Annotated in this window: 12 protein-coding genes; 6 read left to right on the top strand and 6 right to left on the bottom strand. The window is 59.9% G+C overall.

Annotation, left to right across the window (positions count from 1 at the left end; genetic code table 11):
• Window positions 1-39: 39 nt before the first annotated feature.
• The 4 genes from PYTT_RS12425 to PYTT_RS12410 all read left to right on the top strand — a co-directional run bounded on the left by PYTT_RS12425 (window position 40) and on the right by PYTT_RS12410 (window position 6,647).
• Entirely contained in the window at window positions 40-1,926 is a 1,887-nt protein-coding gene (locus PYTT_RS12425; protein WP_071133537.1) for a cobyrinic acid a,c-diamide synthase CobB, read from the top strand.
• Entirely contained in the window at window positions 1,923-4,529 is a 2,607-nt protein-coding gene (locus tag PYTT_RS12420) for a cobyric acid synthase (protein ID WP_067775993.1), read from the top strand. Before PYTT_RS12425 ends, PYTT_RS12420 begins: the two co-directional genes overlap by 4 nt.
• A 4-nt stretch (window positions 4,530-4,533) precedes the next feature.
• Window positions 4,534-5,514: an adenosylcobinamide-phosphate synthase CbiB gene (gene cbiB / locus PYTT_RS12415; protein ID WP_071133518.1), complete on the top strand. Its 981-nt coding sequence runs from the start codon at window positions 4,534-4,536 to the stop codon at window positions 5,512-5,514.
• Between the two features lie 221 nt (window positions 5,515-5,735).
• The gene (locus PYTT_RS12410) at window positions 5,736-6,647 is read left to right on the top strand and encodes a hypothetical protein (protein ID WP_067777524.1); all 912 of its coding nucleotides are present in this window, start codon (window positions 5,736-5,738) and stop codon (window positions 6,645-6,647) included.
• 2 nt (window positions 6,648-6,649) lie between these two features.
• On the opposite strand, the gene PYTT_RS12405 is transcribed toward PYTT_RS12410, so the two are convergent.
• Both PYTT_RS12405 and PYTT_RS12400 read right to left on the bottom strand, forming a co-directional pair.
• Window positions 6,650-7,405 (bottom strand): DUF3592 domain-containing protein, encoded by a 756-nt coding sequence (locus PYTT_RS12405; protein WP_071133517.1) that lies wholly within the window; start codon window positions 7,403-7,405, stop codon window positions 6,650-6,652.
• Between the two features lie 63 nt (window positions 7,406-7,468).
• Window positions 7,469-8,293: a DUF3592 domain-containing protein gene (locus tag PYTT_RS12400; protein ID WP_067777522.1), complete on the bottom strand. Its 825-nt coding sequence runs from the start codon at window positions 8,291-8,293 to the stop codon at window positions 7,469-7,471.
• Between the two features lie 433 nt (window positions 8,294-8,726).
• On the opposite strand from PYTT_RS12400, the gene PYTT_RS12395 reads away from it, so the two are divergent.
• Window positions 8,727-10,004: a DEAD/DEAH box helicase gene (locus tag PYTT_RS12395; RefSeq protein WP_067777535.1), complete on the top strand. Its 1,278-nt coding sequence runs from the start codon at window positions 8,727-8,729 to the stop codon at window positions 10,002-10,004.
• Window positions 10,005-10,024: 20 nt separating this feature from the next.
• Here the strand turns inward: PYTT_RS12395 and PYTT_RS12390 are convergent, their stop codons facing one another.
• From PYTT_RS12390 to PYTT_RS12380, 4 genes are all read right to left on the bottom strand, one after another.
• Window positions 10,025-10,843, bottom strand: coding sequence for a potassium channel family protein (locus PYTT_RS12390; protein WP_067777521.1), 819 nt, complete (start codon window positions 10,841-10,843; stop codon window positions 10,025-10,027).
• Between the two features lie 142 nt (window positions 10,844-10,985).
• Complete coding sequence (locus tag PYTT_RS12385; RefSeq protein ID WP_067777520.1) at window positions 10,986-11,486, bottom strand: hypothetical protein; 501 nt, start codon at window positions 11,484-11,486, stop codon at window positions 10,986-10,988.
• Complete coding sequence (locus PYTT_RS13520) at window positions 11,487-11,807, bottom strand: hypothetical protein (protein WP_141675884.1); 321 nt, start codon at window positions 11,805-11,807, stop codon at window positions 11,487-11,489. It abuts the gene before it with no gap.
• A 180-nt stretch (window positions 11,808-11,987) separates the two neighbouring features.
• Window positions 11,988-13,229, bottom strand: a complete 1,242-nt coding sequence (locus PYTT_RS12380; protein ID WP_067777519.1) for an MFS transporter — start codon at window positions 13,227-13,229, stop codon at window positions 11,988-11,990.
• A 157-nt stretch (window positions 13,230-13,386) separates the two neighbouring features.
• On the opposite strand from PYTT_RS12380, the gene PYTT_RS12375 reads away from it, so the two are divergent.
• Window positions 13,387-15,033, top strand: a complete 1,647-nt coding sequence (locus PYTT_RS12375) for a GTPase family protein (protein ID WP_067777518.1) — start codon at window positions 13,387-13,389, stop codon at window positions 15,031-15,033.
• The last annotated feature ends 43 nt before the right edge of the window (window positions 15,034-15,076 follow it).

Below are 15,076 nucleotides of genomic sequence, written 5' to 3'. Positions count from 1 at the left end.
ATCCGTGAAATCTGTGGCTCCGAAAATGTAATCTCCCCCATGCCTCCGCAACCGGACAGCAAACCCTTCCACGGATTCTGCCTCGCCGCCCCCCACTCCGGCGGCGGCAAAACCACCGTCGCGCTCGCCCTCATGCGTGCGCTGGTGCGGCGCGGACTCTCCGTCCAGGGATTCAAATGCGGGCCGGACTACATCGACCCCTCCTTCCACCGGCAGGCTACAGGCCGTCCCTCCCTCAACATCGACACATGGATGATGGGCCGCGAAGGTGTCCGCTCCGTCTGGCAACGGCATGCCGCCTCGGCGGATGTCGTTCTTTGCGAAGGAGTCATGGGACTGTTCGACAGCCGCGCCCCCGGCGACCTCTCCGGCAGCACGGCGGATTGCGCCCTCGCCCTCGGCCTGCCCGTCATCCTCGTCGTCCCGGCCAAAGGCATGGCCGCCTCCATCTCCGCCCTCGTCGCAGGATACGCCCACTACCACCCCGGACTCCGCATCGCGGGAATCATCGCGAACCGCGTCGGCAGCCCCTCTCATACGCGGATTCTGGCCGAGGCCCTCCGTCGCGACCACCTTCCGCCACTCCTCGGAGCCATCCCGCACAACGCTTCATGGGCTCTCGACTCCCGACAGCTCGGCCTCGTCCCCGCCGAAGAAACCCCGTGCGGCAGCGACTGGTACGACACTCTGGCCGATGCCGCCGAACAGTCCGTCGACCTCGACGCCCTGCTGGAACTGACCCGCCTTCCGCGCCCGAAACCCGCTCACCCCGTTCAGGCATCATCCGGCACGCGCCGCCGCCTCGCCGTCGCCCGCGACCGCGCCTTCTGCTTTTACTACGACGACAACCTCTCCCGCCTTGAACAGCTCGGCTGGGAAATCCTTCCCTTCTCCCCCCTTCACGACACCGCCCTGCCCGCAGGAACGGACGCCGTCTACCTCGGCGGCGGCTACCCCGAAACCTTCGCCCGCGAACTCTCCGCCAACGAAGCCATGCGCCGCGCCCTCCGGCAGCATGCCGATGGAGGCAAGGAAATCTTCGCCGAATGCGGCGGCTACATGTACCTCTGCCGCACCCTCGTCACCCCGGACGGCACGGAATGGCCCATGAGCGGCATCCTCGACGCCACCGCCCGCATGGGTTCCGCACTCCGCTCCCTCGGCTACCGTGAAGTCTCCATCCCCGGAACTTCCCCCCTCGGCCTCGAACGCACCACCCTGCGCGGGCATGAATTCCACTGGTCCTCCATCGAACACCACCGCGACTACCCTTCGCTCTACACATGGACGGGGCGGGACGGTTCCGCCTGCCGCGACGGAATCTCCCACGGCAACATCCGCGCCGGATACATCCACCTGTACTGGGCGCAGCCCCTCCCCACCCCGGAAACAGCCGCCCGCCTCCAAGGAAAAATCATCCTGCTGAACGGCCCATCCAGCGCAGGCAAAACCACGCTCGCGCAAGCCCTCCGCCGCCTCTCGCCCCGGCCCGTCATGATCTTCTCCGTGGACGACTTTCTCCCGGCCTGCGGCACCGCCTCCAGCACCCTCACCGGCACGCTGGACGCCTCCGGCCTCCCCCTCGTCGAAGCCTACCACGCCGCATTGGCCGCCGCCGCCCGCGCCGGAGCCTGCGTCATCGCCGACCACGTCATCGGAGAAAACCCGGACTGGATACACGACCTCCGCCGCCGCCTCGGCTCCGTCCCTCTCCACACCGTCCGCGTCCATTGCGACCGGGAAACCCTCGTCCGCCGCGAAACGACCCGCACCGACCGCCCCCCGGATCTCCCCCACGCCCTCCGGCAAATGGACACCATCCACCGGGGCATACCCTGCTGCACCTCCATCGACACCACGGCCGCCACCCCGGACGACTGCGCCCGGCAACTCCTCCACCTCCTCTCCGAACCGACCGAACCATGAACACTCCTCCCGACGCCGACGCCCACGGCGGCAACCTCCTCGCCCTCGCCGCCCGCGCCGGAACCTCCCCGGAAAACCTCCTCGACTTCAGCGTCAACGTCCGTCCCGAAGGCATGCCCGACTTCCTGAGAGGAGCCGTCCTCCAAAGCCTCGACCGCGCCGTCGCCTACCCCTCCCCCTATGCCGAAGATGCCTGCGCCGCCGCCTCGGCGCACCTCGGCATCCCTCAGGATTGCATCCTCTTCGGCAACGGCAGCAACGAACACATCCACGCCCTCCCGCGCATCCTCGCCCCTGCCGAAGCCCTCATCATCCAGCCCGCCTTCAGCGAATACGAACTCGCCTGCCGCCGCGCGGACATCCCCGTCCGGCACGAATACACCTCACCGGACACAGGATTCCTCCCCGACCTCGACTCTATCGCCGCCCATGCACCGCTCGGCGGCTGCATCTTCCTCGCCAACCCCGGCAACCCCGCCGGAGCCATCCTCCCGCCCGGCAGCATCCTTCGCGCCATCGATGCCACTCCCGGCACCGTCTGGATCATCGACGAAGCCTTCATCGACTTCGCCGGAGAACAGCACAGCCTCCTCACCGCCGCCCCCACCCGGAACAACCTCATCGTCCTCCGCTCCCTCACCAAATTCTACGGCATGGCCGGCATCCGCACCGGATACGCGGCCGCATCCCCCCGCATCATCGCCGCCCTGCGCGATGCACTTCCGCCGTGGAGCATCGGCGCCGCCTCCATCGCCGCAGCCGTCGCCATCTTCAGCTCCCCGGAAACGGCCGCGTTCGCAGCCGAACAGCGAGAACTCACCCGCGCCCGCCGCGAACACCTCGACGCGCAGCTCCGCACCCTCCCGGGCATCGAAACATACCCCTCCGCCGCCAACTACATCCTCTTCCGCTGGACGAATGCCCCCGCCGACCTCATCGGCACCCTCCTGCGCGAACACTGCACCGCCCTGCGCGACTGCTCCAACTACCGCAGCCTCGACCAAGAACCGTGGTACCGCGCCGCCGTCCGCTCCCATGCAGACATCGACACCCTCGCCGCAGCCCTGTACGCCTGCATCGCCCCCCCGCAACCGCGCATCGAAGCCCCCTCTCTGCGCCGCCCGCGCCGCACTCCGGCCCTCATGCTGCAGGGCACCTGCTCCGATGCCGGAAAAAGCATCCTCACCGCCGCCTTCTGCCGCATCCTCCTGCAGGACGGCTACGACGTCGCCCCCTTCAAGGCCCAAAACATGGCCCTCAACTCCGGAGTCACGGCCCTCGGGGAAGAAATGGGCCGCGCCCAAATTGTCCAGGCCGCCGCCTGCCGCCTCGACCCGGACGCCCGCATGAACCCCGTCCTCCTCAAACCCCATTCCGACATGGGATCGCAGGTCGTCGTCCTCGGGCACCCCACCGGGCACCGCACCGCCCGCGAATACTTCACCTCCAAACGCGAACTCTGGCCCATCGTCCGGCAGGCCTACGACAGCCTTGCCGCCGAACACGAAGCCGTCATCCTCGAAGGAGCCGGAAGCCCCGGAGAAATCAACCTCAAACGCGCCGACATCGTCAACATGAACATGGCCATGCACGCGCAAGCCGCCGTCCTCCTCGCGGGAGACATCGACCGAGGCGGCGTCTACGCCTCCTTCCTCGGCACGTGGATGACCTTCACTCCCGCCGAAAAACGCCTGCTGGCCGGATTTCTCGTCAACAAATTCCGTGGAGACTCTACCCTCCTCGCCCCCGCCCACGACTACCTCCGCACCGTCACCGGCACCCCCGTCCTCGGAGTCATCCCCATGATCCGGGGCATCAACCTGCCGGAAGAAGACCGCGCCGCCTTCACCTTCGCCCCCGACAACCCCGCTCCCGAGGCCGAACGCCTCGACATCGCCCTCCTCCTCCTCCCCCACATCTCCAACCACACCGACTTCGCCCCCCTCGCCGCCGAACCGGACATCCGCCTGCGCCCCGTCCGCACCGCCGCCGACTTCGGCTCCCCCCACCTCGTCATCATCCCCGGCACCAAAAACGTCGTCCACGACTACCGCGCCATCTGCGAAGCCGGACTCGCCGACCTCATCCTCGGCCATGCCGCCAAAGGCGGCCACATCCTCGGCATCTGCGGCGGCCTGCAAATGCTCGGCCAGCGCATCGACGACCCCCACCGCCTCGAAACCGAACACGCCACCCACCCCGCCCTCGGCCTGCTCGACCTCGCCACCGCCTTCGCCTCGGAAAAAACCCTCCTCAACATCGCCCGGGCCCGCACCCCGCTCGGCGTACCCACATCCGGCTACGAAATCCACCACGGCATCTCCACGGCCAAAGAAACATGCCCCCCTCTCTTCTTCCGGGAAGACGGCTCGCCCTGCGGCTACGGCACCGACCGCATCTGGGCCACCTACCTCCACGGCCTCTTCGACGACGACGACTTCCGCCGCGCCTACATCGACCGCATCCGCACACTCTCCGGACTCTGCCCCGCCGGGAAAAACCTCACCGTCTGCAACCTCGAACACAGCCTGAACCGGCTGGCGGACATCGTACGCGAAAACGTCGACCTCCGCCACATCTACCGCAGCATGGGCCTCGCCTGACCCGATGGAACAATACGCCCCCATCCTCATCCTCCCCGCCGCCCTGCTGCTCGACCTCGCCCTCGGAGAGCCGCCCGGCTGCTGCCACCCCGTCTGCCACTTCGGCCGCTGGGCACGCCTCATGGAACGAACATGGAAACGCCTCCTCGGCAAAACCTTCCTTGCTGGCAGCCTCGCCGCCCTCTGCGCCGTCCTGCCCCCCGTCTGCCTCGGCGCGGGCATCGTCCTCCTCGCCGCCGCCCTCCTCCCCTCATGGGCGGCATGGTGCGCCGCCGCTCTCGCCGTCTACCTCTGCATGGCCCCCCGCAGCCTCGCCGCTCATGCCCGCCGCGTCCTCTCCGCCGCACGGGAAAACGACCTCCCTCAAGCCAAACGGCAAGTCTCCATGATCGTCGGCCGCGACACCCAAACGCTCGACATGCACGGCGTCCTGCGCGCCGCCATCGAAAGCGTCTCCGAAAACCTCACGGACGGCATCCTCTCCACCCTCTTCTGGGCCACGATCGGCCTCCTCCTCGGCGGTCCCGCCGGATGTGCAGCCGCCGCCATCCTCCACCGCTGCTTCAACACCCTTGACGCCCTCTGGGGCAAAAAAAACGACGAATACCGCCGCTTCGGCACCTTCGCCGCCCGCACGGACGACGTCCTGAACTACCTCCCCGCCCGCCTCTCTCTCCCCCTCATCGCCCTCTCCTGCCTCCCCATGCCCGGCATGCGCAGCCGCCGCTCCCTCTCCATCGGCTGGAAATACCGCTCCGCCCATGCCAGCCCCAACTCCGCGTGGAGCGAAGCCGCCTTCGCCGGAGCCCTCGGCCTCAAACTCGGCGGCCCCGTCGCCTACAAAGGCATCCCCGCCCCCTACCCCTACATCGGTGAAGGCCGCATGGACGCCCTCCCCGGCGACCTCTCCCGCTCCATCGTCCTCATGTACGCCGCCACCTGCACCGCTACCGCCCTCTTCACGCTCGGCACAGCATGCTTCTGACTCTGTTGGGGCCACAGATGAACACCGATTTCACTCAACAATCATCATTTTGAAATACATTTAAAATATTGCAATAAAACAAATTATTATTTCATTTCACCTATTATCCCATCAGAGGCCGGATACACCTCAGTCCCATCTGTGAACATCCGTGGAATCTGTGTCTCCCGCATCGCAAGCTTGACTGATTGGCACGGCAAAGGCATAGTACCGCCTACCCCATGCCCTTCTCCCCAAAACGCAGATACACTTACCCACTACTCGCATTCTTCATCGTCTCCATCCTGCGGGAGGACTCCAAAAATAACAAATACAGTCTTTTCCTGCTCACCAACTTCGCCATTTGGACTCTACCCGTCCTCCCGCTCTGGTGGCTGCTGATCCGTTGGAAAAAGCATACGCGAACACCCAAGCTCCGCATCGTCCAGCAACTGTCTATCTCTCTTCTGTCATTCCTTCCCTGGGGCATCGCTTCATGGTGCATCACTCATGCATGGCTGGTATTCCCAGAGAAAGCCGATATATGCGGAACCGGATTCCTCATTCTTACGACGCCTTGCCTTCTGGCTGTTTCTCTGTGGATCGGCAAGGTCGCAACAATCGCAAAACGGCCGCCATCCGTCCCAGCGACCTCACCACCATCCCAAGAATCCGAAGATATCTGCTTGATCAATGTCGAGCACAACAGTGCCTATGATCACGTTGTCATCACATTGAATCAGTACGGAAAAGAAGTACTCGAATACTGGCTCACGAGCCTTATACCGAAGTACGACCATGAATTCGGCTGTCCGGACGAAACTTCCATTCAACCTTCTTCCGGAGACGATTATACGCCCTGCGGCTTCTACAACTTCTCCCATGCCCCGGTAGATGACATCTACGGCGAAATCCAAATAAAGGATTATCCCGGAACGTTGATGCTGGATGCCAACCGCAACGGAATCATCCGATTACTGGAAACGGTAGCCGCTCTTTCCGAACAGCAACCGGAAACAAGTTGCCATGCGAACACCGTACCGGATGCGAATACATCCGATGCGCATGACATCCCGAAGCCCTATGCCTCGGTCATCACCTTTCGCTTCATCAAGGATGTCTCTGCCGGCATGATCACGCCGACGGAAACATAAGCTCAGGCTTCGTCCCAGCCGCGTATCAAATCGCGCAAGGGTTTCCCGGCTTCGTATTCACGGCAAAAACTCCGTATCTCTTCCAGCGATACATTGGGAGAAATCACCGTAGCTTCACCATCGACATCCTTCTCCACCGAGAGATAAAACATGCCATCTTCAAGGTATTGGATGGTGAACCCGTCCCCGGCGTGGTTCTCATCCTCGACGACAATGCCATCGACTTTTCCTGCCTTCAATGCTTCCAGAGAAGCCTCCATGGTGCCTAAGCGTTTCCACATGCAACGCCTCGGTTCGGCACGAAAAAGGTAATGCCGGTTGGCTTTGGCAAATCCGCCTTCGAGTTCGCGCTTTTTGTAGGCATTCCACCTTTTTCCGGTATGCATCATCCCCCATACTCCCATGAGCAGGATTACTCCCGGCGGCAGCCAGTAAGTCCAATGAACCCCTCGCGACATGACGGCGCGCGACGGATCATCGGGATGAACGTAAACAGCCATGCTTCGCGATGCAGAAACCCTGTTGTACAAATCCTTTCCCGATTCTCCGAGCCCCAGCGTGGCAGTTTCATACCATTGCCCGTCCACCTCATACCGGCAAACCACACGGCACGGTTTTTTTACGTTACCCTCCTTGCATTCGACGATCCGGGCAGGGACTTCCTTCCATGAGCTGTTGCCGTACATGAGGCACTGCCCCACCGTCAGCGCGCCTGCCACAATCAGGGCAACAAGGGAAAGCGCCCCTGCGAGGAGCACTCTTCCCAAAGACGTTTTCGCCGGTTGTTCCGTTCGTTTTTGCCGGGCACGAGACATCGTGTGCTATACCTTCTTCCACCCTTCGATCAACCGCCCAAGCGGTTCGCCGCTCTCATAATCCGCAAACCAGCGTTCCACCTCTTCGCGCGTCATCTCGGGAGAATACACGGCCTCTTCATGGTCGATATCCTTCTCCGTCACCAGAAAGAACGCTCCATTGTTGCCGGAACAGACGGCCACGCCATTCAAGGGATTGCTGCCTTCTTCGATCCGCACATAATTGCGGATCTTCTCCGTCAGGCACAGAAACACGCCATCCAGAGATTCCCACCTGCTCCACAGGCACATGCGCGGTTCCTCGCCCTCCAGATACAGGGCCGTTTGCTTTTTGTACTCCGCATCGTAGAAACGCCTGCGGAAAATGCGCATTTCACGCACCAGAGCCCACCCCAGCGAAGCGACTACCGCAGTCCAGAGAGCCAGATTGATCCAGCCGTCCTGATTGATTCCGGCAGACAGAATGGAATCTTCCGGATTGTCCGGATTCACGTAAGCCGTCACCTCGCCATCCTTCATCCCTCTTTCGTACAAGGCTTTATCGTCTTCGCCATAGCCCATGGAGCAAGTCTCATACACCTGATTGCCATAAACATATTCACACCATAAAACATAGGAGCCGTACCGCCCCGTTTTCTCATGGTATCCCGTCACGGTCGCCGGCACCTCGTTCCATTCAAGTGCCTGGCGGCTCCTCCATGCCTCTTCGATCTCTCCCGCATACAGCCACCCGACAAAAGCCAACAGACAGCCAGTCACAACAATGCTCACCAGCATCCCTGCCTTGCTCCTGCAATATTTCTTCTTTTTCCTGAACTCCGACGGTTTCATAGATGGAAAAATCTACCCGACGGTTAGAAAAAAGTCAACTCAATCGGTCGTTTTCCATCGAAAAATAGGCAATAATTCACACGAAAAAGACCGTTTTCATAGGCAGTAAAACGACCCGCGCTCTCGCAATACCGATCATATTGCAATCCATCACTTTAGCCATCAATGAATTATAAATAACAAAAGACCCACATGTCACGACTTTCTCCGATTACCCGTGACATGCCGCCCGAAATGTGTTTCAATACTCACGTTCCCGCTGATTGAATGGATGCACACTTTTTCGTGCGCTTGTGGTTTTCGGGATACGGGCGTTTCCGTATTGAGCCTTTCGGCCCGGTTCTTGTTCCTTTCTCCTGCCATGCAGGCATTGTTTCCGAGTACCCCTCCGATGTTCGTCGAGGAAGACGCCGCTCATCAAATACAATCATCTATGGATTTATCCACATCATTTCAGGAGCTCGGTCTGAAGGCTCCTCTTCTCCGCCAACTGGAGAAACTTCAATATCAGACTCCGACACCGATCCAGCAAGCCTGCATTCCCATCCTCCTTCAAAAGAAAGACATCATGGGACTCGCCCAGACGGGCACCGGCAAAACGGCGGCTTTCGCCCTCCCCCTGCTCCAACTCCTCGCGGAAGACAGGCAGCAGCTCCGCCCCCACTGTGTCCGTGCCCTCATCCTCAGCCCCACGCGAGAACTGGCCGCCCAGATCCACGACAACATCGTCGCCTACGGTAAAGGACTCGACATCCGCTCCGCCGTCGTCTTCGGCGGAGTCGGCTACACCCCGCAGGAAAAACTCCTCGCCAGAGGGCTGGATATCCTTGTCGCCACGCCGGGCAGGCTCATCGACCATCTCAACCGCAAAATGGTCAATCTGAACCACGTCGAAACCTTCATTCTGGATGAGGCCGACCGCATGCTGGACATGGGCTTCGCGCCCGACATCCGGAAAATCACCGCCGTCATCCCCGCCCGCAGGCACACGCAGCTCTTCTCCGCCACCATGCCGGACAATATCCGCAAACTGGCGCAAAGCATGCTCCACCAGCCGGAAACCGTCGTCATCACCCCGCCGACTACCACGGCCGAAAAAGTGGAACAAACCATCTGCCATGTCGATACCCAGGCGGAAAAACGCGAAACCACTCTCAGCCTCATCCGCAACCGTGAAGAAAACGGCCTCACCCTGCTCTTCACACGCACGCGGCACGGCGCCTCCCGCCTCGCCACCTTCCTCAGCAAGCAGGGGCACCCGGCCTCCGCCATCCACGGCGACAAGAGCCAGGGCGCGCGCGAACGCATGCTCCGCGAATTCCGCAGCGGTACCACGCCCATCCTCGTCGCCACGGATATCGCAGCACGCGGCATCGACGTGAAGGACATCGACCTTGTCATCAACTACGACATCCCGCTCGAACCCGAGGTGTACATCCACCGCATCGGCCGCACGGCGCGCGCGGGAGCATCCGGCACCGCCATCTCCCTCTGCTGCCCCGATGAAGTAAAATACGCCAGCGCCCTGCAGAACATGCTGGGCAATCCCATCCCCCTGCACGAGGACAGCAAACCTGCTCCGGCAGGCATGGCCATGAAACAGCCCCGCCCCGAACGCAGCGCCGGGCGGCGCAGCACACGGGACAACCGCCATCCTTCCCCCTCAGGCAGAAACAACCGCCGCCGCTCATCGCGCAGGCGTTCCGCCTGACACGAGAACACCTCCTTCCATCAGGCACGCACGCCCTCATCGCCGGGCGGCGTGCCTCTTTCGTGCCCGGCCGAAGCTTCTTCACCTGCCGCGACCGGCAGCTTATTCCTCTTCATGCCCAGCAGCAGGCGGCAAATATCCTCCACATCGCCCTCCGACAGCTCATCGAAACGATCCAAATTCCGTTTGACCGCTTCCAGAGCCTCCCCCTTGACACCGCCCGAACGCGGGCGATGCATGAAAAACGTCGTCACCGTACTCGTAAACATGCCGATCAACCCGATACCGATCAGCATCACTACAATAGCGACAACCCTCCCGGCCAGAGATTGCGGAGCAATATCCCCGTACCCCACCGTTGCCGCCGTCACGAACGACCACCAGATACCGTCTTCCAGAGAAATATTCTCCGTCAGGTGCAGGGAATAACCTCCGGCGAGCAGCACAATCGCCGTCACCAGCAACACGTACTTGAACCCGTTCGTATCGAAAAAGGAACGCGTACGCCCCATGAAACGCGCCATCACCGCCAATACCCTGAGGAATTTCAACAAACGGGCAAAACGCAACAAACGCATACCTCGGCAGAAGGAATTGAAGGGAAGAATGGCGATCAAATCGATCCAGTGAGCTTTGATAAACTCCCATTTCCTGGAAGACAAACACAACCGCACACCATAATCCGCGACGAACACGCCCCAAATCACCCAGTCGCACCATTCCTGCCAAGGCTCGAGGACCCCCCGCAAATCCTGAAAGGCGAACACGACGGAACACAGGGCAAGAAACGCCATCAGAGTTTCATACATCACACGTTGTTTCAGAAAGGCACTCATCATGAATTGGTAGAAAGATTATGCATGAATTCCTATCGGTTCTGCAAGAAAAAATGTGATGGCAATCTCATGCCCAGCTCAAACCGGGAACAAAAAATCCCGCCTCTTTACAGAAGCGGGATGATCAAAAAGTGATCGGCAATGATTATCGCCTGCGGCGCAGCACCATGGGAACCGTACCCATCAATGCGAGAAGGAGGGAAGCCGGTTCGGGAGCCGTACCTTCAAGCACGATGTCGCTGATGAACAGGCTTTCATTGGCATCGGCGGTGGAAGCATTCCCATCCGCCTTCATCATCAGATCGAACTTGGCATTGGTGTATTCCATATCCTTCAAAGCAGCCGCAACATCGAAAGAAATACGTTCCTGAGCACCGAAGTCCGTAAAAACGCGTTCTTTCGGCGTGTACGGCGTCGTCGTGTACGAAGTGAGAACGATCGTATTGCCGAGCTGCTGCCCCAAAGCATCGCTCAGCGTAATATGCAATTCATAACTGAGTGTCGACGCTTCTATTGAACCTAATGCACGCGTTTCCGGCCATGGATTCCCGACATTGTCGGCCTGCATAGCATACGACGTCACGGAAAAGGCGAATTTATCCACCTGCACCTTGGGATCGTTTGCCTTCGTCTTGTTGATATTCAACTAAAAGGCGGAAGAAGCAGTTGTGGAAAAATCGCCAGTGTAGGTTGTCGAACTTGCAACATATTTGGAATTGTACCGGATATATGTACCCGACAAGGAAGCTAGTATTTGCCCCTCAATTCCAAAATCAGGATCCCGTACTACAGAACCACCGCCAAGCGTCACATCGCTTACAGTCACCTTGTCCAGGGCAGCCGCCGTATTTTTCAGAGATGTCTCCGTACTGTCCGGAGGTATATAACGGCCCAACCAATCGGCGGAAGCTTCACCGGTAACAGCCAGGGCTACGGCCAGCCACGCACACGCTTTATACAATTTCATACAATCGAGAGATTTTACCAACAGCTACCTATCAGATAGGCTGATGGCGGCGCATCGTAGTCCACAAAAATGAAACTGTCAATAGTCCAAACTGAAATATTGCATTATTTAATCGTTTTTTAATGAAAAACACGAAAAACCATGCGCGCCCGAGCAATTTCGGCCCCTGTATGGGGAAAATTATTCGTTTTGAGTCGCTGTTTTCCCCGTTTGCGGAGACACTGCATTGACGGAAACCAGCCCGGGCCTCGCAGCCTTGATTCCGAAATACAGCCCTGCCATGCTGTAAACGGTATACAATCCAGCAATCAGCAAATCGCCGTGCTGGCGGTCGACGCACAGGCTGCCGAGCCACGCCAACAAACCGCCGCAGATGAAGCCGATGCCCTGCGACATCCCGGACAAGGCGACTGTCGAGGCTTCATCAGCAGCGCGTTCAACGATCAAAGACATTCCAATGCTGAAAACGGCTCCGATACCCAACCCGAAGACACATGCAAACAAAGGCCACCAGTGAAGAGGACCGAACAAAAGCCCCCAGCAGGAAATGACGGACAACGGAATGGCCCAGAACATCAATTGAGACTTGCCGCCTGAAATGCGGATCAACCAGACGGAAAAGAGAGCGGCCGGAATCTGGCACACGGTGGCAAACGCCATCACGAACCCGGAGTCGACAGCGTCCATGCCGCGGCGGCGCATCAGGGACGACATCCAGATCGTCAGCAGGTAGGCACTCGCCACACGGAACAGGTAAAACAGGGATACCATCCACGCCGTCTTGTTCTTCAACAGGGGAGTCACGGGAGCCTTGAGCGTATGGTAGGCGGAGGAACCGTCCGAACGGCTTTTGGCAAGAAAAAGCCACAGCAGAGTCACCACAGCCAGAGAGATTCCCCAGAAGGCGAGGCCGGAACGCCAGCCGCCCAGCCAGAGGGCGACCGGTTCGGAACTGGCGGAGCCGATGGCCGTTCCCATACAGACGCAGGCGGTATATCCGCTCATCATCCATGCCACACGATGCGGAAATACCTGCTTGACGACGCCGAGAATGACGGAACCGGTCACACCCAGCCCCAGCCCGATCAGAACCATCCCTCCGTACAAGCCCGCCATGCCGCCGTAGCTGCGCCACAGGATACCGGCCAGTGCCAGACACATGGAATAGAGAATCAGCATGCGCGGCCGTGTATAGTCGACCAGTCTTGCCCCCAGAGGAGACGCTACGCCGAGCACCATCACAGGTAGAACGGCAAAGATGCCGCTGTCTTTCAAATTGAGGTGCAAATCGTGTTCCAGCATGCCCAGCAGCGGGTCGGCGGCCGAGAACGACATGCGGAGGTTCAGGCAAATCAGCAGAAAGACCACCACGAAATAGACACGGTGGAAATGAGGGTGCGTCTCGGACAAGCTCTGCTTCATCGCCCTGCTATTCCATACCTAACACGAACATTCTTCAAGCATAACAAATAACGTTTAGATCGGAGGTCATCCCGCGTTTCGGTTCAGGCCAAGCAAAAAAAAGGTTTTATGATGGACAGAGGAAGTCCCTTGCCTTAAAATACGATGCGCCCGCCGCATGCTCAAACGCCATTACAGGAGAACTCAGGATACCGTATGCCATCTGGCCGAACGGTCTCTTGATCTGTGCAGGGACATCGACAATGACGAACCCTTCGATCAGGCAGAACTCGTGCGAGAGGCTCTGGCCCGTACCGTACAGGCCCAGCGAATCATTGCCATCGGCGAACACGGCGTCGGCAAATCCTCCCTGCTTTCCGGCCTGATCGAAGAACCGAGCATCAAGGCGGTTGGCTTTGAAACGCCCTGCCTGTGCTGGCGCTTCCTCCGCAGCGAAGACGAGCTTACCTCACGCTACCTTCCCAACGACAGGCTCGACGGCCTCGAACTTGTCGATACCTTCGGCAGCGGCAACGAACAGGCCGCCGACAGCATTGCCGCCCTGCTTCCCACGGCGGATGTCGTAATCGCCGTTTTCAGCGGAGACAATATCTGGAGCGCACCTACATGGGAACTGCTCGGCAAAATGCCGGAAGATGCTCCGGGCATCCGGCTGATCGCCCTCACCCATTGCGAACGCTACATGCCCGACAAGGTGATGGCCATCAAGGAACAGGCACGTGAACTGAGCCGCCAGTACCTCGGCACGGAACTTCCGCTTTATCAAGTCTCACCTGGAGCAAACATACAGGGCACCGGGCTGGATGTCTTCGCGGAACGCATTCAGGATGCCCTCGACAGTGCGGACACCCTCCAGCGGCGCATCAAAGAAGTCTATCAGGCGACGGTTCTTCTCATGGATGCACAGGCAAGCGTTCTTCGCACGCGCGAGCGCATCACGCGGGGAGACAGCGGTTTCCTGCTCAGCATCGACCACGAAATCGACAATTTCCAGAATTCTCAGGAAGACGGCATTCCTTCCCAGATACAGTCCATCGGACATTTGATCCAGCAGCACGTGCCCGGCCTCATCCGCAATCTCTCGCGCCATCTCGGCATCTTCATTACGCCTGCAGGCATGATGAACCTGCGCCGCACCGGAGAAATGGCCGACCGCGATTTCTTCGATGTGCTCAGCGATGAAATCGAAAAACGCCAGGAAGCGCAGGACCGTGCTTTCATCTTCGCCTGTCAGGAGCATTGGGCCAGCGTGCGGCCGCGCATGAAGCAGAAGCTCGACAGTGAAATAGGGGAATTCCCGATGGCCGAATTTCAGGAAGACCTCGCCCGGCTTCGTACGGAACTTCGCCGCGCACTCTACAAGCCGATCAACAAGTTCGGACTGAAGACATTCCTCGTCAAGCTCTGCAACCAGCAGGAGCCTTGGATGCGGCGCACCATCTACTTCGCCCTGCTCTTCGTCATCATCTCCGGTACGCTCGGCAGTTTCGGCCAGAATTTCTTTGCGCTCGTCAGCCTTTGCCTTGCTGCCGGCATCTGGTTTGTCGGCAGCCTCGCGCTGCTGCTTGAAAAACGCCGCATCGGCAAGCGCATCCAAACCCTGACGGAAGACCTGCCGCGCGCCATCAACGAAGGGTTGCAACTTCCCGTCCGCCAGTTGCTCGTTTCACGCGTCGCCTCTTACCGCAGGCTCTACACAAAGCCACGCCTCAAGGTTTCCCGCAATGCGGAACAGCTCGCACCCCTCGTCGCCCGCCACAGCGAGCTGTACAAGGCCCTGCGCTCCGTCGGCTACCACCTGTAAATCCGGCCGCAAAAAAGCGCCTTCCGAAGAAGGCGCCCGATTT

The organism is Neoakkermansia glycaniphila (assembly GCF_900097105.1).
In the GTDB taxonomy this organism is placed as follows: domain Bacteria; phylum Verrucomicrobiota; class Verrucomicrobiia; order Verrucomicrobiales; family Akkermansiaceae; genus Akkermansia; species Akkermansia glycaniphila.
Note: the sequence above shows the minus strand (reverse complement) of the source record. Positions and strands in the feature narration are given on the sequence as shown.